Consider the following 19,961-nt stretch of genomic DNA (forward strand, 5'->3'; position numbering starts at 1 on the left):
TGAAGTAGCGCGCCCGTGGCTTCTTGGTCTTCGCCTGCAGAAGGGCGAAGGCGAGGGGGGTGGGCTTAGTCTTCGGCCTCTTCGTCGAGGAGGTTTTGGCTATAGCCGACTAAGTGACGGAGGTTGCCGAGGAGTTCGTTGGTCTCGATGAGGACGTTGAGGTAGACCATCGAGGCACGCAGGTCCTCACGACGGCCCTTGTGGGCACGCTTCATCTGGGTCTTACGCATATCCTTGACGATCGCACGTAGCTCCTTACCCATGTTCTTCGCCTTCTTGGCGTCCTCCATGCGCTCGCTGGAGATGAGCTGGTGGACCTGTGCGATGTAGTCGATGACGCGGTCACGGATGGGGGCGAACTCAGCGCAGTACTCCTCGGGGATGGGGTTGTAGTTGTTGTCTACGTGCTCTACCGCTACCTCCGTAGCACGCTCGAGGGCGTAGATCATCTGCAGACAGGTATTGGCACCGAGGTGGAACCACATGTTCTTCTCCAGCATGTCTTCGTCGCTGGCCATGCGTCTTAGGCCGATGGTCTCCTTACGGCGCATCGTCTTGAAGGCACGCTTGTGCTCGTCGAGATGGTGCATGGTCTTTTTCAGACGGCGCAGATCTTCGCTGAAGAGGCCATTGGTCATGTCGAGGTAGTCCTGGCTGACGTGGTCAAGCAGGCCGATCTGATTCTGACGGACGTGCTCAGAGAGCAGGCTCCACATCGTCGTAGGATCCTCGGCATTGAGGATGGCGACGAAGAGCTCATCATCAGCATCGCCCTTCTTGCGACGGATGAGATGGCTATTGAAGAGCAGGAAGAGTGCCACCGCGATGAGGGCGATCATAGCGATGAAGCCACCATAGCGCATGATCGTAGCGATGATGATCGCGATGATGAAGGCCGCACCAGCCGTGATGAACCAGCCACCGATGACCGACATCACACCCGTCACACGACCGACAGCACTCTCACGACCCCAAGCACGGTCAGCCAGCGACGTACCCATACCCACCATGAAGGTGACGTACGTCGTGGAGAGAGGGAGCTTGAGCGAGGTGCCGAGGGCGATGAGTAGCCCAGCGAGGACGAGGTTCACCGAGGCACGCACGAGGTCGAAGGCTGCACCAGGCTCCATCGTGAGCTCCTGCTTATTGAAGCGGGAGTCGATCCACGTACGCGCCTTCTGCGGTACGGCACGCTCGAGGAAGGAGCCGATAGCACTGCTGGTACGTACCAGACCACGGGCGATACGCGATGAGCCGAAGGTCTCTTCACCATCGTCTTGGCGGGAGAGGTTCACCGAGGTCTTGATGACATTCTGCGCGCTCTTAGAGAAGAAGAGAGCCAGCGTCATGATGATACCCGAGCCGAGGAGGAAGATATAGGGCGTCTTGGCGGGGAGGTTATTCGCACCCATGAGGTAGGTGTCGTAGGCCCCATTCCCGTTGGCCATATAGTCCTGATAGGCGGAGAGCCCCGAGAGAGGTACCCCGATGAAGTTCACGAGGTCATTGCCCGCGAAGGCCAGTGAGAGAGCCAGCGTACCGGCGAGGATAATGATCTTGAGGATATTCACGCCGCACCAGTGCAGGACCTGCATGATGATCGAGAAGCTGATGAGGCAGCCGATGACGAGCTCCAGCGTGTGGGCATTGACCCAGTCCTTGTAGGCGAAGGTCGACTCCTCGAGCCCCTTGATGAGCATGAAGTAGACGATAGAGGTCAGCGCGATCCCCCCGAAGATACCAGCGAGGTAGGGTAGGGTCTTCTTATAGTTGAAGGAGAAGCACACACGCGTGATCCACTGCACCACCGAGCCGAAGAAGAAGGCCACAGCTACCGAGAGGAAGATGGCGATGATGACCTGCAGGGCCTTGGAGGCATTCAGCATCTCCAGCACCTGGAGGCTGGGGTCGTCAAAACCCTTGAGCACCGACATACAGAAGGAAGCCCCGAGGAGCTCAAAGACCATGGAGACGGTCGTCGAGGTCGGCAGCCCGAGTGTATTGAAGATGTTGATCAAGATGATGTCGGTGACTACCGCGGCCAAGCAGATGGTCATGACCTCCTGGAAGGTGAAGTAGGCGGGGTTGTATATCCCATTGCGCGCTACGTCCATCATCCCATTACTTAGGGAGGCTCCGAGGAAGATCCCCACGGCAGCGACGCCGAGGATGACCTTGAACGGGGCAGCCTTCGCCCCGATAGCGGAGTTGAGGAAGTTCACCGCGTCATTGCTCACCCCTGCTACGAGGTCGAAGCAGGCGAGGATGATCAAGAAGGCGAGGATACAGATAAAGATAATGTCCATTACAGATAGCTGATAGGATTCGTGATCGTCGTGGAGAGGGAATTAGGAGGGATTAGAGAAGAGGGGGAGGTCGGCCGTGTCCGCCTCGTCAGTGGAGGCGGCGGGCTGCTCTCCTTCGTGGGGCTCGATGAGGGCGAGGAATTCGTCCTCGGAGAGTATGGTGATGCCGAGGTCGGTGGCCTTAGCGAGCTTTGCTGGGCCCATGTTGGCACCGGCTAAGACGTAGCTGGTCTTGCTGGAGATAGATGAAGCGATCTTCCCCCCGAGGCTCTCGATGAGCGCCTTGTACTCCTCGCGAGAGTGGTGGGTGAAGACGCCACTGATGACAAAGACCTTGCCCGAGATCGCAGCATGATCGGTCGTCGGGAGCGGCTCTTCCTCGGGGCGACGGCTCAGAGGAAGCCCTAGACGCTGGAGCTCCGAGACGAACTCCCTATTCTCGGGTGAGGCGAAGTAGTGAACGAGACTCTCGGCGATAACTGCACCGATGTCGGGGATAGCCGTGAGCTCCTCGAAGGTCGCTGCGCCTAAGGCCTGGATATCCGCATAGCGCTGCACGAGCGTCTTCGCTACCGTCTCGCCCACGAAGCGGATGCCGAGCCCGAAGAGTAGGGCACGGAAGGGGCGCTCCTTGGAGGCCTCGATGCTCTCCAGCAGGCGAGTAGCACTGCGCTCCTTGAAGCCAGGGAGCTGCAGGAGATCCTCCAGCTTCAGGCGGTAGAGGTCGGCGATATTATGCACGAGTCCGTGGGTGAAGAGGAGGTCGATGGTCTCCGCTCCGAGGCGTATGTCAGCAGCCTTGCGCCCAGAGAAGTGCTCGATACGAGCCGTCTGCTGTGGGGGGCAGGTCGCTTGGTTCGTGCAGTAGTAGGCGGCTTCCCCTTCGTTTCGCTCAAGGGGAGAGCCACAGGCGGGGCAGTGGCTGGGGAAGATGACGGGCTGAGCGTCGCTGGGACGCTCCTCCGTGACGACGCCGACGATCTTCGGGATGATCTCACCGCCCTTCTCTACGAGGACCTGATCATCGATGTGCAGGTCGAAGGCCTCGATGAAGTCAGCGTTGTGAAGCGAGGCACGGCGCACGGTCGTGCCCGAGAGGGCCACGGCATCGAGATTGGCCACAGGCGTGACGGCACCCGTACGCCCGACTTGGAAGTCTACGGAGATGAGACGCGTCTTAGCCTGCTCGGCTTGATACTTGTAGGCGATAGCCCAGCGTGGGGTCTTCGCCGTATAGCCCAGCTCCTCCTGCTCGGTGATGGAGTCGACCTTGAGCACGACGCCATCGGTGGCGACGGGGGCTTCGGCACGTGCCTGCTCCCAGTAGTCGAGGAAGGATAGTACCTCCTCCAGTGAATGGCAGCGGCGGGTAGCCTCCGAGATCTTCAGCCCCCAGCTCTTGCAGAGCTGCAGACGCTCGTAGTGACTGTCGGGGAGACTGGGCTGCCCAGGTACGTAGTAGAGGTAGGCATCAAGTCGGCGCTCAGCTACGATCGCAGGATCGAGCTGCTTGAGCGTACCGCTGGCGGCATTGCGAGGATTAGCGAAGAGGGGGAGGTCAGCACGATGACGCTCGGCATTCAGTCGGTCGAACTCCACGAAGGGCAAGAGGATCTCCCCACGCACCTCGAGGCTCTCAGGATAGCCCGTGCCACGCAGGCGGAGGGGGATGGAGCGGATCGTGCGCACATTAGCCGTCACATCATCGCCCATCTGTCCGTCGCCACGGGTGACGGCACGGATCAGTAGTCCCTTCTCATAGGTCAGGGAGATCGAGAGCCCGTCGTACTTCAGCTCCGCAATGATGGTGAAGGGTTTACCGCCCAAGTCCTTCGAGACGCGCTCGTAGAACTCCCGTACATCGTCGTAGCTGTAGGTATTGCCCAGCGAGAGCATGGGGTAGCGGTGCGCTACCTGAGTGAAGCCCTCGGTGCGGTCACGGCCGACACGCTGCGTAGGCGAGTCGGGTGTGATGAGCTCGGGGTGCTCCGCCTCCAGTCGCTCCAGCTGCTTGAGCCGTTGGTCGAAGTCGTAGTCCGAGATGGTGGGAGCGGAGAGGACGTAGTAGGCGTAGTTGTGCGCCTCGATCTCCTCTCGTAGTCGCTGGATCTCTGTGGCTATGGGTGACATATCTGATAGTAATGGAGGTCCTCGTAGTGGTTGTCTTGCCAGTGCCAGCGGGGGAGCGTGGCGGTATGCTCGAAGCCGATGCTGCGGAGCATCTGCTGGGAGGCTTCGTTGGAAGCCAAGACCTCGGCATAGACTTGCTCACAGCGGAGCTTGTCGAAGGCGTAGCGTAGGGCTAAGCGGATGGCTTCGGAGCCTATCCCCGTCTTGCGAGCCTCACGATCGATATAGATACCGATGCCCAGACGGCGATGGATGGGGCTGTAGTCATAGAGGACGAGATGCCCCAGTGCCGTGTGAGTCTTGAGCCCCTCGATGATGAGGCTCATGGAGCCCGTCTCGAGGATATGCGTGCCCGAGGCCGTGATGTAGCGCTGGATGAAGTCGGGGGAGAGGGGATTGATCGTGCCGCTGGAGTACCAGCCCTCGGGGTCGTTCTCCCAGCTGAGTAGCAGCGGGAGATCTTCCTGTGACAGGGCGCGGAGCTGTATGTGCTCGCCTGGGATGCCGATAGCCTGCGTGTGCATGGGGTCAGAAGCTTAGCGACTGATCGAAGTCCGTGCGGGTGAGGATGGAGCGGCCGAGCGTCACTTCGTCGGCGTACTCGATCTCATCTCCGATGGCTACACCGCGGGCGATGACCGAGAGGCGTACGTCCAGCCCCGCGAGACTGCGGTAGATGAAGAAGTTCGTCGTGTCCCCCTCCATCGTTGTGCCCAGCGCCAAGATGACCTCACGGACACTGCCACTACGTACCCGCTCGATGAGCTCGGGGATCTTCAGATCGTCGGGACCAATGCCGTCAATAGGGGAGATGACACCGCCGAGGACATGGTAGACACCACGGTACTGACCGGTATTCTCGATAGCCATCACATCGCCTACGTGCTGTACGACGCAGACGGTGGAGCTATCACGCTGGGGGCTGGAGCAGATCGGGCAGAGCTCGGTATCACTGATGTTGTAGCACTGCCGGCAGTAGACGATACCATCTCGCATCTCTACGAGGGCATCGGCGAAGGTATGGGTATCGATCGGGGGGCGTGAGAGCAGGTGTAGTGCCAAGCGTAGAGCGGTCTTGCGCCCTACCCCTGGTAGGGTAGAGAGCTGCTCTACGGCTCGCTCGACGAGCTTGGACGGGTAGGCGTTCATCGTATCGGGTCTCGCTCTCAGTAGAGATAAAGCCCGCAGAAGATACCCTGAGTACTATCGCTATGGGATAGGGTAGGGAGCTTCTACGGGCTTTATCGCAGGTTATTCTTCGAGGGCCTCGATTTCGTTGCCTTCCTTGTCTACGAACTTGTAGTCGAGGAAGCCGAGGCTCTGATTGGGGGTCACACGTATACCGCGAGCTATCTGGAGCTTCCAGCGGCGGGCGATGGACATGAAGAACCCCTTGGTGAGGTAGGCGGCCACGTAGGGATGTACGTGGACGTTGATGTAGGACGTATCTAAGCGTGGAGCTAAGTCACGGAGCTTTTCTTCGAGCTGATCGGTGAAGAGGATAGAGGACTTCATCTTCCCTGTGCCAAGGCACGTGGGGCACGTCTCATCCGTATTGATCTGGGTGGCGGGGCGCACACGCTGACGGGTGATCTGCATCACGCCGAATTTACTCAGCGGTAGGATATTGTGTCGCGTGCGGTCGCTCTCCATCAGCTTGACCATGTGCTCATAGAGGAGCTGACGATTCTTCTGGTCATGCATGTCGATGAAGTCGACGACGATGATACCACCCATATCTCTCAGGCGGAGCTGGCGAGCGAGCTCTTCGGCTGCGATGAGATTGACATCGATCGCTGTGCCCTCCTGCTCGGTGCTCTTACGGGAGCGGTTGCCACTATTGACGTCCACGACGTACATGGCCTCGGTCTGCTCGATGATCAGGTAAGCACCACTCTTGCAGGTGACAGTACGCCCGAAGGACGCCTTGATCTGCTTGGTGACATTCTTCTCATCGAAGATGGGGAGGTTCCCCGTATAGAGGCGGACGATGTCTTCACGCCCAGGGGCTATCTGACGGACATACTCGCGTATCTCCTCGTAGTAGGCCTTGTCGTTGACGTGGATGCTCTGGAAGGAGGGGTTGAAGGTGTCGCGCAGGATGCCTAGGGCACGGCTGGACTCTTCGTAGACGATCTTTGGGGTCTTGGTGATCTTGGGGAGCTTCTGTATGCTCTCCTCCCAGCGTCTGAGCAGACGGCTGAGCTCCTGATCGAGCTCGCTGGCTCGCTTACCCTCGGCCGAGGTGCGGATGATCACGCTGAAGTTCTTAGGCTTCATGCTGAGGATGAGCTGCTTGAGGCGTGCTCGCTCCTCGTGTGATTCGATCTTAGCGCTGACGGATACCTTGTCGGAGAAGGGGACGAGGACGAGGTTTCGCCCTGCGATGGATATCTCAGCCGAGAGGCGTGGCCCCTTCGTGGAGATAGGCTCCTTGACGACTTGGACGAGGACATTCTGCCCAGCCTTCAGGTAGTCAGCGATCTTCCCATCCTTCGGTAGGTCAGGGAAGGTGGGGATCTTGCTCAAGGAGGGTACTGCCTTGGTCTTCTCGATTTGCTCGAGGAAGCGCTGCTGCGCTTGGTAGATCATCCCCAGGTCGAGGTAATGAAGAAAAGCATCCTTCTTATATCCTACATCGACGAATGCTGCGTTGAGGCCAGGCATCACCTTCTTGACGCGTCCGAGATAGATATCTCCGACGGCGAATGCCAGGTCACGACGCTCGCGCTGGAGCTCTACCAGTCGTTGGTCTTCCAGTAGAGCCATCGAGATCTCCTTGGCGGAGACGTCGACGATCAGTTCACTGTTCACTTGGCGGATTCGTTAATGATAGTAGAGTAAAAAAGGAAGTAGTATAAAGTGTACGGGGGCAAGGCATACGTCTTGTGAACTGCCCTACCCCCGCGCATGTGACATTACTTCTTCTTATGTCTGTTCTTCTTTAGTCTCTTCTTACGCTTGTGCGTAGCCATCTTATGGCGCTTTCTTTTCTTTCCGCTTGGCATAGCTGCTTTTGATTATATGATTATTTACTATAGTTCGGCTTTCGATCCACTACTTGACCTTGGAGGCGAAGAGCTTCGAGGGCTTGAAGGCAGGGATGCGGCGCTTGGGGATGATGATCGTAGTCTTCTTCGAGATATTGCGAGCAGTCTTCTCTGCGCGCTCCTTGATGATGAAGCTACCGAAGCCACGGAGGTAGACGTTTTCTCCACGTACCAGAGAGTCCTTGACTGACTCCATGAACGCCTCTACCACTGCCAGAGTAGTCTCTTTATCTACTCCCGTGCTCTTGGCGATATCGCTCACCACTTCTGCTTTCGTCATAGTTGATGAAATATTTTAATTGTATGAATATCATTCTTTTTGCCCTGCAAATATACGGTAAATCTTCGAATATGCAAGGTGTACTTAGCATCAGAGAGCGGGGTAGAGACTGCACCTCCACCCCGCTCCCTTATACTTTATTTTACCTTCTACTTGCTTACTTGAGGCTCTTGAAGTAGGCGTCAAGGAGGCGCTGAGCTCCAACGAAGGAGGAAAGGCGGTCGGAGAGGATGTCGCTCTCTACCTCGGGGCGTAGGCTTCGAATAGCCTCACTCTGGTAGAAGGAGCTCTTCAGAGCCTCATTGATGCTCTCGTACATCCACCACTTGGCCTGGCGCTGGCGCTTCTCTTCGAAGTAGCCCGAGTCCGTGGCGAAGTGTCGGTACTCATCGACCATATCCCAGATCTCCTTGATGCCAAGACCGTAGAAGCCGGAATAGGTGAGGACCTTGGGTCGCCAACCCGACTCTGTAGGGGGGAAGAGGTGGAGGGCATTACGGAAGTGGGTGGCCGCAAGGTTAGCCTTGTCGATGTTATCACCATCGGCCTTGTTGATGACGATGGCATCAGCCATCTCCATGATACCGCGCTTGATCCCCTGTAGCTCGTCACCCGTACCAGCCAGCTGGATGAGGAGGAAGAAGTCTACCATAGAGTGTACAGCCGTCTCACTCTGACCGACGCCGACGGTCTCGACGAAGATCGTATCGAAGCCTGCGGCCTCGCAGAGTACGATCGTCTCACGCGTCTTACGAGCTACGCCACCGAGTGACCCTGCCGAAGGGCTGGGGCGGATGAAGGCATTTTTCTCGCGGGAGAGCTGCTCCATACGGGTCTTATCCCCGAGGATACTACCACCAGAGCGCTCGCTACTGGGGTCGATAGCGAGGACTGCCAGGCGTCGACCCTGCTTGACGAGGTGCATCCCGAAGGTGTCGATCGAGGTACTCTTCCCTGCACCTGGTACCCCCGTGATGCCGATACGCATAGACTTCCCTGCGTAGGGGAGGCAGCGCTCGATGATCTGCTGGGCGATGGCCTGATGGTCGGGGCGGTTGCTCTCGACGAGTGTCACGGCCTGACTGAGGCAGGTGATGTCGGAGCGGAGGATGCCTTCGACGAATTCGTCCACCGTATAGGTGCGGCGAGCTACGCGTCGTAGGTTGGGATTGACCATAGGCTTTGCTGCCACGCCTTGATTGACCTTGAGCCCGAGGTAGGCTGGATCATTCTCTGGGTGGTGTAGAAGCTCTTCGTTGATGTCCATATCGCTTGCTTTGAATAGTGCTTGTTTTGTGTCGGTGGTAAAGGGGCACGGGATAAGGTCGTCCCCATACTCGCGCTTTCCTTTGTCAAAGGTACGTAATTTCGTCCTGTGCCACACCCCCATTCCTTATATGTAGTTGGGGACTCCTAATAAAGCACGCGGGGTGGACCAATATTGGTCCACCCCCCGTGCTTTATCTTTTGCCTTGCTCTTGGTTAGTGCTTAGCCAGCTTCATGAAAAGCTTGGATGAGCGATTGAGGATGGGCTGGAAAAGTGCTCCGAGCAGTAGAGCGCTGATGAGGAAGGTCACGACGCTCTGGTAGGGGGAGAAGTGGAGCTTCTCTGCCAGTGCAAGCCCCAGCTGGCGTACGATCGGGTGGCTGACGAAGATCGCAGCGGAGATACCACCGACCCAAGCGAGAGGTTTATTCACACTCTGCGGAAGGAGTTGGGTGCATGAGATGCCGAGAGCACAGGCAAAGATCGGTGTTGTGATCCAAGGGAGGAAAGAGAGGCTTGTCACGAAGATCAGTGCGACCGAGACCAGGGCAATGATTCCGTATGCCGTCTTGCTCAGCTGGATATCCTCTTCATAGCGCGCATAGAGGAGACCAAGACCGAAGGGAAGGATACTCCCGACGAAGTTATTTCGTAGCCATGTCATGGTGGCTCCATCTGGTATGACGAAGGCTTGTGCGATGCTACATACGAGGATCGCTCCGACGATCACGCCCCACGAGCGACGGAAAAGGAGCAGACGATAGACCACATAAAGCTGGAGCATGATCCCGAAGTACCAGTAAGGCCCTGAGGCATAGGTGTTGTGCGAGAAGATATTGAGATTGCTGAGCATAGAAAGTTGGCTCAGGATCCCATAGATAAGTGTGGGAGGGTAGCTCTCATAAAGAGCATTCAGTAGGAGGTATGCCGCATACCCCACGATACACATCGAGAGGAGCTTGAGGTAGTGCGTCCAGATGAAGGGGAGGGGGCGGATTTCCTTGGTAGTGCGTCCATACTTCTTCTCCAGGCCGTAGGCGCTGAGGAAGACAAAGATCACGACACCATAGTGCCCAAAGAAGGAGAAAAGCTGTAGGGGGAGTCTTCCGTCGGTGTGCGATAGGTAGTTCAGGAGCTTTGAGACGTGCCAAGCTTGGTACGTGAACTCGTTCTCGAAGATCGCTCCATGCATCCAGTGCGTATAGTTGTGGAGGATGATCGAGAGGATCGCTAGGCCACGCAAGACTTGGCTATTGAGATTGATCGATCCAGACGAATCAGAAGATACCGCCGACTGATGAGACATATACTACTTGAGGAAAAGGATGATGATAGCGAAGCACTGCGAAGTGCGTACGCCGAGGAAGACTGAAGCCGATAGATCTAATTTAGATGTACCTACCTCTATAAAAGGAACGTAGCCTCACGGCTATTTAATCTATACAGGGCTAAATATAATTCTCCGCGGAGTCAGAGCTACGATGAGAGTCCAATATCAGCGGACTTTCTTAGTGCCCCCGCAGGTCTGCGAATTGTTGCGATATGCTGATACTTATCTGATTGGGGAGGGACTTTGTGCCACTGCCCCTTAAGGTAGCTACAAAGCAACCCCAGTGTAAGTGTCTGCACTTACACTGGGGCTGATGTCTTTGTGCTATGGAGTCATACTTACAGCTGGCGTACGAGTTCGCTGAAGATGCGGCCCATACGGTCGGAGGCTGCGTTGGCGGCACGTACGACATCGTCACCATCGTTGACGAAGTCATCATCGAAGTGCCAGCCTTCGTTGGTGATGACCGACATACCGAAGACGCGGATACCAGCGTGGCGTGCGACGATGACTTCGGGCACGGTGCTCATACCGATAGCGTCACCACCCGAGCGAGACCAGAAGGTGTACTCGGCAGGAGTTTCATACGAGGGACCCGTGAGGCCAACGTACACACCTTCGTGGACGTGGATGCCGAGCTCCTGAGCGATGGCCTTAGCCTTCGTGATGAATTCGCGGTCGTAAGGGCGCGTCATATCTGGGAAGCGAGGGCCAAACATCTCGACGTTGGGGCCGATGAGTGGGTTGGGGAGGTTGTTGATGTGGTCGCGGATGATCATCAGATCACCTACGCGGAAGGTCTGGTTGATACCACCTGCGGCGTTGGAGACGAGGAGGTTCTCAATGCCGAGGAGCTTCATCACGCGGATGGGGAAGGTGACCTGCTCCATGGGGTAGCCTTCGTAGTAGTGAAAGCGCCCCTGCATGCACAGCACGGTTACGCCCGAGAGGGTACCAGCGATGAGATTCCCCTTATGGCCGATAGCCGTAGAGTGTGAGAAGTGGGGGATCTGTGTGTAGGGGATGATGGTGGGATTCTCGAGCATGTCGCCGAGCTTGCCAAGGCCGCTACCGAGGATGATGGCGGTCTTGATATCCTTTGGCAGGCGTGATGCCAGGTAGTTGGCCGCCTCGTGATAGTGTTGGTCGAGCATAATAATAGGGATATATCTTGCCGAATATTGCGAATAGTAATTGCCTCAGGGGCAAAACAAATATAGCAATAATCGGGGAAGGGAGACGGCGCTATCTACTCCTTTTCTTGCACGGTGGAGTTGTAGGGTACCAGCTTCAGCTCCCCGCTTTCGTATTCGGCAAGGAATATATCTGCAGCAGACTCATATCCCATCTTTTGCAGCTCCTCGGCGAGCCACTCTTCGGTGCGGTCTACGTCATCCAGCACGCTGGTCTGTACGATGCCATCTGTGATGACAGGGTACTTGGGGTTCTCCTCGCCTCTCAGGACGATGATGAGCTCTCCATTCTGCTCGAAGACAGCTCGCTTCACGTCGCGGATGTGGTAGACCCCCTCGCGGCGTAGCTTGAATGCTACTTCGTTCGCTGTGATCTTAGCCTTGCGGCAGGCCTCTACATCGAGGACCCCGTGCTTGATGAGGACAACGGGAGCACCATCGATGAATCTCTTGATGCTATGGTTCTTCGTCTTGAGTCGTCGCAGGCCGATGATGAGGGAGGCCCAGATAGCGAGGACGGCTGCAAACTGGAGGATCGAGATGGCTGGGCTATAGATGATCCCACCGATGATACCCCCGAGTACATAGTTCTGCACCTGGTCTATCGCAGAGGTTGGTGCCAGATTGCCCTTGCCGGACTTGTTGATGACGAGGACAATGGCAAGTAAGCCCAGGAGTAGCTTCAGGAAGACGTTCAGATAGAAGAGGTCATCCGACTGGAGGTAGGAAAGTGCTGTCATATTATATGAATGAGGTGAGATTGATTAGACTGCTGTTAGAATGAGATGTCGAGGCCGGCATCGACTACATTGTAGTCCTTACGTATGTCTACGATGGGGTCTGTATCATAGATCAGGCGGTAGGCGCCTCGTATCCCGATGGTGGGCGTGATGTTGTACTTGAGATCAACGGCACCTCCGAAGCGGGCCTTTTTGAAGTAAGTGTCGGGAGTCGCTTGATGGATGGCGGTCGTCGTGAGCTCCCAGTGCTCGCCGATCTTATTCCGCATGCTGAGCGAGAGATGGCTCTTGATGCGGTGGCTGTAGGCATACTTGGGGCCATTTGCAGCGGGCATCGGGCGCTCCCACTCTTCGTATTCGTAGAATAAACCCAGTGTAGCGAACATGAGGGTCGTGGAGGAATTCAGCAGACGATAGCGCGACTGAATCCCCGTAGAGAACTTAAAGGCCATCCCTCTACTCGCAGCCCACTGAGACTCCGCGTAAGGGTAGACCTCAAAGGCATGGTCCAGCAAGTAGCGGAATTCAGCATGGATGTACCCGCCACTGAGAGTTACCTTCTTGCCATAGGAGGAGAACTCAAACTTATTCATGAGGTTGATCACTCGGCTACGCTTGATGAGCAGGTTGATATTGGCGCTATTGCGTAAGGTGAATACCTCCTCCTTCTCGGTCTGGAAGTTGAGTGAAGGGCTGATCGTACCCTGGAGTGTCTTCGTGCTATCGATGCTCATCGTCAGATTCTCAGAGAAAAGCATCTGTGCCGACGCGTGGACGGGTGCGAGTAGTATGGCGAGTATATAGAGCAATCGCTTCATATAGGATCTATTGTTCGTTCGTCTTTTGACGCTGTAAAAGTAGAGAAAAAGTGTACGCAGATTTAGCGGAGCGATATACCCAATATATAGGGAGATAGCTAGCATCTAAAATGCCATGATCGCTTGATGAATATATAGGGGAGGCTTGGTGTGAAGCGGGCTACTCCATCACCATCTTCTTATTCGACGTGGGGGAGACGACGATGCGAGTACGATGGTCGTCGTAGGTGGGCGCGAAGAAGTTGAAGCGTGGCTGTGTATACTCGGTATGGATGCCGAGGAGATCTACGAGAGCGTGTGTGAGCAGATCCGAGAGGATGCGCTTATCCCGCTGACGGCTGATCTGGCGCCAGAGGTCGGGACGCTCCTCACGGAGCTGCGGGGAGAAGTAGACGAAGAGCGGGATCTCTACGGCTCGGGGCACGAGTGCATGGCCCATCAGCTCGGGGTAGTCTTCGTCGAAGAGCGCATCGCCGTGGTCGGAGAGGTAGATGACGAGGGCATTCTCCTCGCGGTAGCGCTCGATGATCTCGTGGATGATGTAGTCGGTATAGAGAAGGCTATTGATGTAGGCTGAGATGACCAGATCCTTAGCTTCTCCCTTGTGGATGGGTAGGCTATCGGATGTGAACTTGTTGAATGCTTGGGGGTATCGCTCTTTGTAGGTCATATGCGAACCCATAAGATGGACGATCTGGAAGAGTCCTCTGGGGGAGCTCATTCGGAGACTATCTGATAGGTCTCGATGATGAAGGAGAAAGGGGAGTATGACTTCATCAAACAAGTCGGGGCGATTTGCTACACCTTCTCCGCCCAGTCCTTTGAAGAAGGCCGGATTGCCCGTGAGGATATCTGCCTGTCTACCCAGTAGGTTAGACATCGAGTACTTACCTGTGATTTCTTGATTTGCGATCCAGGCTGTAGCATACCCTGCTTGGCGAAGCACATTAATAATCGAAGGGAACTTATACCAGGGCTTTTCGCCTTGCTCCTGAGTGTAGAAGGTCAGTGAGCGCGTATTGGAGAGGATCGTTGCTGAGGCTGGCGAGACAACATTGGAGAATGGAATAAGCTCCTGAGCCTGAATTAGACTGTCTGCATAGGGGGTGTCCTGCAGAGGATAGCCATAGCAGTGCATACTGCTACGACGGGCTGATTCTCCGAGGATGAGGATGATGTTGAGTGGAGCCTTAGATATGGGGTTAATGACGACGCTATTGAGCTTGTGCTGGGAGCGGCGTATCATATCCAGCTCTGCAGCGATATGCTTCATCGCTTTGTGAGCACTAAGGGTATTGAAGATCGTGCGATCAATACCAGCGTATTCGAGTCCTCCGAAGTTGTAATGCCGACGACATAGACGGAGGTTACTATAGATGTTTTCGAGACCCACGAAGAGGGAGAGAAGTGTAATCGTAAGGCTGCAGCACAGGGTGATGCAGGAGGGATACTTCTTCCTGAAGACGAGGGATACTACGAAGGCGATGACGACGGCAGGTGTGAGCTGGCAGAGCACGCGGAGGGCTTGCTCGGCGGTGATGCTGTCGAGGAACTCACTGCCCTCACGCCAGTTGGTCGAGAGCATGATCTGTGCCAAGTCCATGTTGTAGGTCACATGGTAGAGCCCGATGAGGTAGAGCTCGTAGGCGGAGAGGGTGAGGACGACGACGGAGAAGAGGAGCCCGAGCGTGCGGGTCATCCACTTCCAAGGGGAGAGGGCGAAGAGGAGGGTCAGGAGGCTCGCCCAGCCCCCGATGCGAAGAAGCTGGCTGAGGACCAGCGGGAGCACTTCGCCCGAGGGCACCTCGGTCTGATAGGGTAGATAAGCCAGTAGCACACGTAGCTGGGCGAGGAAGACTAAGACGAAGAGCCAAAGACGCTCGCTTAGTCGCCTGCCGAGGGCTGCGTGTGCTACTCGGTGAAGTATGGAGGGAAGTCCCCGCATTTATCTGTGCTTACTGAAGAGACGCTGGGCTACCTCTCGGGCTTCCGCGATGATAGCTTCCTGCCCTGGCACGTGCTTGTCGCACATGAGGATGCGCCCATCGACGATGACGGTGTCGATGCAGCTGCTGCCCGAGGTAGCATAGACGAGGTTCGACGTGAGGTCATTCAGCGGCACGAGCTCAGGCGTATTGAGGTCGACGAGGCAGACGTCTGCCAGGCGTCCCTCTTCGATGCGCCCTGCGTTGAGGTCGAGGATGTCTGCACCCACAGCCGTAGCAGAGGCGAAGACATCATCAGCCTTGCACGCCGTGCTGTCGAAGCGCCAAGCCTTCCCGAGGAAGGAAGCGAGCTTCATCGCTACGACCATATCGAGGTTGTTCGACGAAGAGCAACCGTCCGTACCGATACCGATACGGATGCCACGGCGCTTCATCTCCTCGTACTTGAAGGTGTAGCCGCTGGCGAGCTTCATGTTGGAGGCTGGGTTGTGCACGACGGAGACGTTGTGCTTGGCCAGCAGGTCCATCTCCTCATCATCTACCCAGACGACGTGCGCCAGTACCAGATGCTCGCTGAGGATGCCGAGCTTCTCGAGGTAGCGCACAGGGCTGAGGCCGTGCTGACGGATACATTCCTCTACCTCGCCCTTGGTCTCAGAGAGGTGCAGGTGGATCTTCACGCCGTGCTCTACTGCAAACTGATGGCAGAACTGCAGCTGCTCACCGCTCACCGTATAGATGGCGTGTGGGCCGAGGGTGAAGGTGATGCGGTCACTGAACTTGCCGAAGCGCTCCATGTACTCGTAGCTACGCTTGCGGTCGAGTGCAGCACGCTCGGGGTTGCCTTGGTCGAAGAGCGTGTAGGAGAGATGTGCACGTAGCCCCATCTCTTCGACAGCCTTGGCGGTCTCCAGCGGGTGCATGTACATATCGAGGAAGCAGGTCGTGCCCGAGCGAAGCATCTCGAGGCAGGCAAGCTTGGCGCCGACATAGACGTCATGCGGAGTCATCTGCGCCTCGACGGGCCAGATGTAGTCCTCGAGCCACGTCATCAGCGGTAGGTCATCGCCGTAGCCACGGAAGAGCGTCATCGACGCATGGGTATGCGTATTGATGAAGCCGGGGATGATCGCCTTGTCTGTGCCGTCAAGCACCTCCGCTCCTACGGGAGCGGAGATACTTGGGGCGATACGAGTGATTAGGTTTCCCTCGATGAGGACGTCGGTAGTCGTCGTCCCGTGGAGGACATTCTTTATTAGGATAGAGGTCATAGATATCTATTCGGGGTGAGGAGAGCCTATCGCTTGGGGTAAATCTTGTAGAACTCGGCGACGGCTTCGATACCCTTGTAGAAGATATCCAGGGGCATATTCTCGTTGGGCGAGTGGATGGCGTTGCTCTCCAGACCGAAGCCCATGAGGATGGTCTTCACGCCGAAGACGCGCTCGAAGGCTGCGATGATGGGGATACTACCGCCACGACGTACCGCCAGAGGGCGCTTGCCGAAGGCTACTGCGACAGCCTCTTCGGCTGCCTGATAGGCGGGCAGGTCGATGGGGCAGAGGTAGGCTTCGCCGCCGTGCATAGGCGTGACCTTGACGCGGACGTACTTCGGAGCGATGCTCTCGATGTAGTCGATGAAGGCCTGGCTGACCTTGTGGTGGTCTTGGTTGGCTACGAGGCGGCAAGAGACCTTAGCATAGGCCTTGGAGGGAAGGACGGTCTTCGAGCCTTCGCCCTGATAGCCGCCCCAGATGCCGCAGACGTCGAAGGAAGGACGGCAGCTATTACGCTCGAGCGTGTGGTAGCCGACTTCGCCGAAGAGGTCATCGATGTCGAGGAACTTCTTGTACTCCTCTTCGCTGAAGGGGATCTTCGCGATCATCGCGCGCTCTTCATCCGAGAGGGGCACGACGTCATCGTAGAAGTGGGGGATGGTGATACGCCCGTCCTTGTCCTGGACCTGAGCGATGAGCTTACAGAGCTCGTTGATGGGGTTAGCGACAGCACCGCCGAAGTGGCCGGAGTGCAGGTCATGGTTGGCACCCGTGACCTCGATCTGCCAGTAGGCCAGACCGCGCAGGCCCGTGGTGAGCGAAGGCGTCTCGGCGCTGACCATGCTCGTGTCGGAGACGATGATGTTCTCAGCGCGGAGCATCTCGAGGTGCTCACGGCAGAACTGCTCGAGGTGCGTCGAGCCGATCTCTTCTTCACCCTCGAGGAGGAACTTCACATTGCACTCGACGAGTCCGAGAGCCAGAGCCGTCTCGAAGCCCTTGATCTGGATCATCGACTGACCCTTGTCGTCGTCAGCACCGCGTGCCCAGATGTAGCCGTCACGTACCTCGGGCTCGAAGGGTTCGCTCTTCCACAGCTCAAGGGGCTCGGGGGGCATGACGTCATAGTGTCCGTAGACGAGGATCGTGGGCTTGGAAGGGTCCTTCTCATAGTGCCCGAAGACGATGGGGTTACCTGCCGTCTGGTAGATCTCTACGGTCTGTACGCCGAGCTTCTTGAGGTGGTCACGCCAGTACTCTGCACAGCGCTGCATGTCGGGCTTGTGCTCGCTCTTGGCGCTGACCGATGGGATGCGGATGAGCTCGAAGAGATCCTCGAGGAAGCGAGCTTCGTGCTCGCGGATATAGTTCTTGATCTGGCTCATAATAGGTATGGGTCCAAGGGGTGAATGTATTTGTATGGGGTAGGGCAAAGGTGTGGGAGGGCTCCCGCTTTGCCCTAATAAAGGTAGGAAAAAACTCTGTCTTGTCTCCGCTACGCCTTGCTTTTCTTCGTCTTGCGTGGGGCTTTGCGGAAGTGGATATCCTCGAGCGTGAAGTAGCGCTTCGAGGGACGCAGGTGCACCTTGACCTCCTCGATGTGGACGGTGGGGTTGAACTTCTCTCCCTCTTCTACGGCGCGGCACTTGAAGGTGGCCATGAGGTGTCCCAGCCGACCATAGTCGACGATGGCGCCCTCCGAGACGAGGTCGCGCGCGGTGTCTGCGGCGAGGTTGAGGACGCTCTGCACCTCCATATAGTTGAGGGTAGTGTTGCGGGCGACGAGCGAGCAGAAGCGCTCGAAGTCCACCTGATATCGGCCTGTGGGCTGGGCGATCTGCATGGTCTTCCCGCGGTGCTTGCCGAAGGTAATCTTCTTCTGAAAGACGACGTACTGAAGTGTTTTGCTTGACATAGTATATTGCGTGGTTGGGCGAAGGAACTGAAGTGCCTGAGGTAAGGTACTTCAGTTCGCGAGATTTATTCCTTGAGCAAATATAGTTAGCTTCGGTCGAAGGTGCAACCTACTTCGGTCGAGTTTGGTTAATACTTCGGTTGACTTCCGTAATTCGATCGGTCGATTTCCCAAAATCGACCGATCGAATTCATGAAATCAACCGATCGAATTGCAAGATTCGACCGATCGATTTTGCTTGATCGACCGAATGAACTACCAGCTACGACCGCTTGAATGACGGTGTACTCAAGGAAGTTCGCTCGCGAAGCTCCTTTGCATTCGTCGTCAAGCTCCTTTCCTTTACTCACGCACTTCCTTTACTCCCTTCGCCTCCTTCCTTTACTCCCTTCGCCTCCTTCCTTTACTCCCTTCGCCTCCTTCCTTTACTCCCTCCGCCGACCTCTACGTATCTATACGACGACACCCCGCAAGGTGACTGCCTCCAGAGAAGGCAAGTCCCTTGCGGGGTGTCGTATGTATGGAGTTAGGCTAAGCCTTAGAGGCGGCGAGCACCGTCAGAGATGACGACGTCGTAGAACTTAGGCTGGATGCCGTACTTGGCTTCGTAGCGCTTCTTGACTTCGGCGATGAAGCTGTCGTGAAGCTCTTCCTTGAGGAGGTTGATCGTGCAGCCACCGAAGCCTCCGCCCATGACGCGTGAGCCGGTGACTCCGAATTCACGAGCGAGGTCATTGAGGAAGTCGAGCTCTTCGCAGCTCACTTCGTAGAGCTTGCTCATACCGTGGTGCGTCTCGTACATCTTCTCACCGACGGTCTGGTAGTCACCCTTGTCGAGGGCTTCGCAGACAGCCAGGACGCGCTCGACTTCGCCGATGACGTAGGCAGCACGCTTGTAGTCCTCTTCGCTGATTTCATTCTTCACCTCTTCGAGCTGAGCGAAGGAAGCATCGCGGAGGAACTTGATCTCGGGGTAGCGCTTAGCGAGGACGGCGACGACATTCTCGCAGCTCTCACGACGCTTGTTGTAAGCGGAGCTGGCGAGCTCGTGCTTGACGCAGCTGTCGACGAGCAGGAGACAATAGCCCTTAGGATCGAAGGGGTGCTCTTCGTACTCGAAGCTCTTACAGTCGAGGCGAAGGAGCTTGCCAGCCTTACCGAAGACCGAAGCGAACTGGTCCATGATCCCACACTTCACACCGCAGTAATTGTGCTCGGTAGCCTGACCGATCTTCGCCATATCCCACTTAGAGAGGCCGAGAGAGAAGAGGTCATCGAGAGCGAAGGCGAAGGTGCTCTCCAGTGCAGCCGATGAAGACATCCCTGCGCCGAGAGGTACATCGCCTGCGAAGACCGTGTCGAAGCCAGCGATCTTGCCGCCACGCTTCTGGATCTCACGGCATACACCGAAGATGTAGCGTGCCCAGGACTGGCTGGGTGCATCCTCTTCCTTGAGGCCGAACTCAGCCGATTCGCCGAGGTCGAGTGCGAAAGCACGGACGCGGTCCGTACCATTGGGGCGGATCTCAGCGACCATAGCCTTGTCGATAGCGCCGGGGAAGACGAAGGCGCCGTTGTAGTCGGTGTGCTCACCGATGAGGTTGATACGGCCAGGAGACGTGTAGAGGGTACCGGCTTCGCCGTAGAGAGATGCGAACTTGTCGCGGATAGCTTGTGTATTCATCTGAGTGATGGGCTTGATAGGAGT

The 19,961-nt window shown here is 56.6% G+C and carries 16 protein-coding genes; all 16 read right to left on the bottom strand.

What is annotated here, in order from left to right; translation table 11 throughout:
* Positions 1-65: 65 nt before the first annotated feature.
* On the bottom strand, positions 66-2,306 hold the full coding sequence (locus tag HMPREF1323_RS01620; RefSeq protein ID WP_009432498.1) for an inorganic phosphate transporter: 2,241 nt from the start codon (positions 2,304-2,306) through the stop codon (positions 66-68).
* A 42-nt stretch (positions 2,307-2,348) separates the two neighbouring features.
* Positions 2,349-4,436: an NAD-dependent DNA ligase LigA gene (ligA, locus tag HMPREF1323_RS01625; RefSeq protein WP_009432501.1), complete on the bottom strand. Its 2,088-nt coding sequence runs from the start codon at positions 4,434-4,436 to the stop codon at positions 2,349-2,351.
* On the bottom strand, positions 4,424-4,960 hold the full coding sequence (locus HMPREF1323_RS01630) for a GNAT family N-acetyltransferase (RefSeq protein ID WP_009432474.1): 537 nt from the start codon (positions 4,958-4,960) through the stop codon (positions 4,424-4,426). Before HMPREF1323_RS01630 ends, ligA begins: the two co-directional genes overlap by 13 nt.
* Positions 4,961-4,964: 4 nt before the next feature.
* Positions 4,965-5,585, bottom strand: coding sequence for a recombination mediator RecR (gene recR, locus HMPREF1323_RS01635; protein WP_009432452.1), 621 nt, complete (start codon positions 5,583-5,585; stop codon positions 4,965-4,967).
* 102 nt (positions 5,586-5,687) lie between these two features.
* The gene (locus HMPREF1323_RS01640; RefSeq protein ID WP_009432449.1) at positions 5,688-7,250 is read right to left on the bottom strand and encodes an Rne/Rng family ribonuclease; all 1,563 of its coding nucleotides are present in this window, start codon (positions 7,248-7,250) and stop codon (positions 5,688-5,690) included.
* A 243-nt stretch (positions 7,251-7,493) separates the two neighbouring features.
* The gene (locus tag HMPREF1323_RS01645; protein WP_009432465.1) at positions 7,494-7,766 is read right to left on the bottom strand and encodes an HU family DNA-binding protein; all 273 of its coding nucleotides are present in this window, start codon (positions 7,764-7,766) and stop codon (positions 7,494-7,496) included.
* 157 nt (positions 7,767-7,923) lie between these two features.
* On the bottom strand, positions 7,924-9,033 hold the full coding sequence (gene meaB / locus HMPREF1323_RS01650; protein ID WP_009432448.1) for a methylmalonyl Co-A mutase-associated GTPase MeaB: 1,110 nt from the start codon (positions 9,031-9,033) through the stop codon (positions 7,924-7,926).
* Positions 9,034-9,248: 215 nt separating this feature from the next.
* Complete coding sequence (locus HMPREF1323_RS01655; protein WP_009432437.1) at positions 9,249-10,340, bottom strand: acyltransferase family protein; 1,092 nt, start codon at positions 10,338-10,340, stop codon at positions 9,249-9,251.
* Positions 10,341-10,702: 362 nt separating this feature from the next.
* The gene (locus tag HMPREF1323_RS01660) at positions 10,703-11,518 is read right to left on the bottom strand and encodes a purine nucleoside phosphorylase I, inosine and guanosine-specific (RefSeq protein ID WP_009432479.1); all 816 of its coding nucleotides are present in this window, start codon (positions 11,516-11,518) and stop codon (positions 10,703-10,705) included.
* Positions 11,519-11,613: 95 nt separating this feature from the next.
* On the bottom strand, positions 11,614-12,297 hold the full coding sequence (locus tag HMPREF1323_RS01665; RefSeq protein WP_009432467.1) for a DUF421 domain-containing protein: 684 nt from the start codon (positions 12,295-12,297) through the stop codon (positions 11,614-11,616).
* A gap of 35 nt (positions 12,298-12,332) precedes the next feature.
* On the bottom strand, positions 12,333-13,115 hold the full coding sequence (locus tag HMPREF1323_RS01670) for a DUF481 domain-containing protein (RefSeq protein WP_009432480.1): 783 nt from the start codon (positions 13,113-13,115) through the stop codon (positions 12,333-12,335).
* Between the two features lie 160 nt (positions 13,116-13,275).
* The gene (locus HMPREF1323_RS01675) at positions 13,276-15,060 is read right to left on the bottom strand and encodes a phosphoethanolamine transferase (protein ID WP_009432491.1); all 1,785 of its coding nucleotides are present in this window, start codon (positions 15,058-15,060) and stop codon (positions 13,276-13,278) included.
* Positions 15,061-16,332, bottom strand: coding sequence for an amidohydrolase family protein (locus tag HMPREF1323_RS01680; RefSeq protein WP_009432477.1), 1,272 nt, complete (start codon positions 16,330-16,332; stop codon positions 15,061-15,063).
* Positions 16,333-16,358: 26 nt separating this feature from the next.
* Positions 16,359-17,723: a dipeptidase gene (locus HMPREF1323_RS01685; RefSeq protein ID WP_009432456.1), complete on the bottom strand. Its 1,365-nt coding sequence runs from the start codon at positions 17,721-17,723 to the stop codon at positions 16,359-16,361.
* 110 nt (positions 17,724-17,833) lie between these two features.
* Positions 17,834-18,253 carry an HU family DNA-binding protein gene (locus HMPREF1323_RS01690; protein ID WP_009432442.1) on the bottom strand — a complete coding sequence of 140 codons (420 nt, stop codon included), beginning with the start codon at positions 18,251-18,253 and terminating at the stop codon, positions 17,834-17,836.
* A 538-nt stretch (positions 18,254-18,791) separates the two neighbouring features.
* Entirely contained in the window at positions 18,792-19,937 is a 1,146-nt protein-coding gene (gene galK, locus HMPREF1323_RS01695; protein WP_009432476.1) for a galactokinase, read from the bottom strand.
* Positions 19,938-19,961 lie beyond the last annotated feature (24 nt).

Source organism: Porphyromonas sp. oral taxon 279 str. F0450 (assembly GCF_000292995.1).
GTDB lineage: Bacteria > Bacteroidota > Bacteroidia > Bacteroidales > Porphyromonadaceae > Porphyromonas > Porphyromonas pasteri.

Excerpts from the sequence above, each read along its gene's own strand:
- galK (WP_009432476.1), bottom strand. The coding sequence starts at position 19,937 with ATGAATACACAAGCTATCCGCGACAAGTTCGCATCTCTCTACGGCGAA.
- HMPREF1323_RS01670 (WP_009432480.1), bottom strand. The coding sequence starts at position 13,115 with ATGAAGCGATTGCTCTATATACTCGCCATACTACTCGCACCCGTCCAC.
- HMPREF1323_RS01675 (WP_009432491.1), bottom strand. The coding sequence starts at position 15,060 with ATGCGGGGACTTCCCTCCATACTTCACCGAGTAGCACACGCAGCCCTC.
- HMPREF1323_RS01645 (WP_009432465.1), bottom strand. The coding sequence starts at position 7,766 with ATGACGAAAGCAGAAGTGGTGAGCGATATCGCCAAGAGCACGGGAGTA.
- HMPREF1323_RS01665 (WP_009432467.1), bottom strand. The coding sequence starts at position 12,297 with ATGACAGCACTTTCCTACCTCCAGTCGGATGACCTCTTCTATCTGAAC.
- meaB (WP_009432448.1), bottom strand. The coding sequence starts at position 9,033 with ATGGACATCAACGAAGAGCTTCTACACCACCCAGAGAATGATCCAGCC.
- HMPREF1323_RS01690 (WP_009432442.1), bottom strand. The coding sequence starts at position 18,253 with ATGTCAAGCAAAACACTTCAGTACGTCGTCTTTCAGAAGAAGATTACC.
- recR (WP_009432452.1), bottom strand. The coding sequence starts at position 5,585 with ATGAACGCCTACCCGTCCAAGCTCGTCGAGCGAGCCGTAGAGCAGCTC.
- HMPREF1323_RS01685 (WP_009432456.1), bottom strand. The coding sequence starts at position 17,723 with ATGAGCCAGATCAAGAACTATATCCGCGAGCACGAAGCTCGCTTCCTC.
- HMPREF1323_RS01660 (WP_009432479.1), bottom strand. The coding sequence starts at position 11,518 with ATGCTCGACCAACACTATCACGAGGCGGCCAACTACCTGGCATCACGC.
- HMPREF1323_RS01630 (WP_009432474.1), bottom strand. The coding sequence starts at position 4,960 with ATGCACACGCAGGCTATCGGCATCCCAGGCGAGCACATACAGCTCCGC.
- ligA (WP_009432501.1), bottom strand. The coding sequence starts at position 4,436 with ATGTCACCCATAGCCACAGAGATCCAGCGACTACGAGAGGAGATCGAG.
- HMPREF1323_RS01655 (WP_009432437.1), bottom strand. The coding sequence starts at position 10,340 with ATGTCTCATCAGTCGGCGGTATCTTCTGATTCGTCTGGATCGATCAAT.
- HMPREF1323_RS01620 (WP_009432498.1), bottom strand. The coding sequence starts at position 2,306 with ATGGACATTATCTTTATCTGTATCCTCGCCTTCTTGATCATCCTCGCC.
- HMPREF1323_RS01680 (WP_009432477.1), bottom strand. The coding sequence starts at position 16,332 with ATGACCTCTATCCTAATAAAGAATGTCCTCCACGGGACGACGACTACC.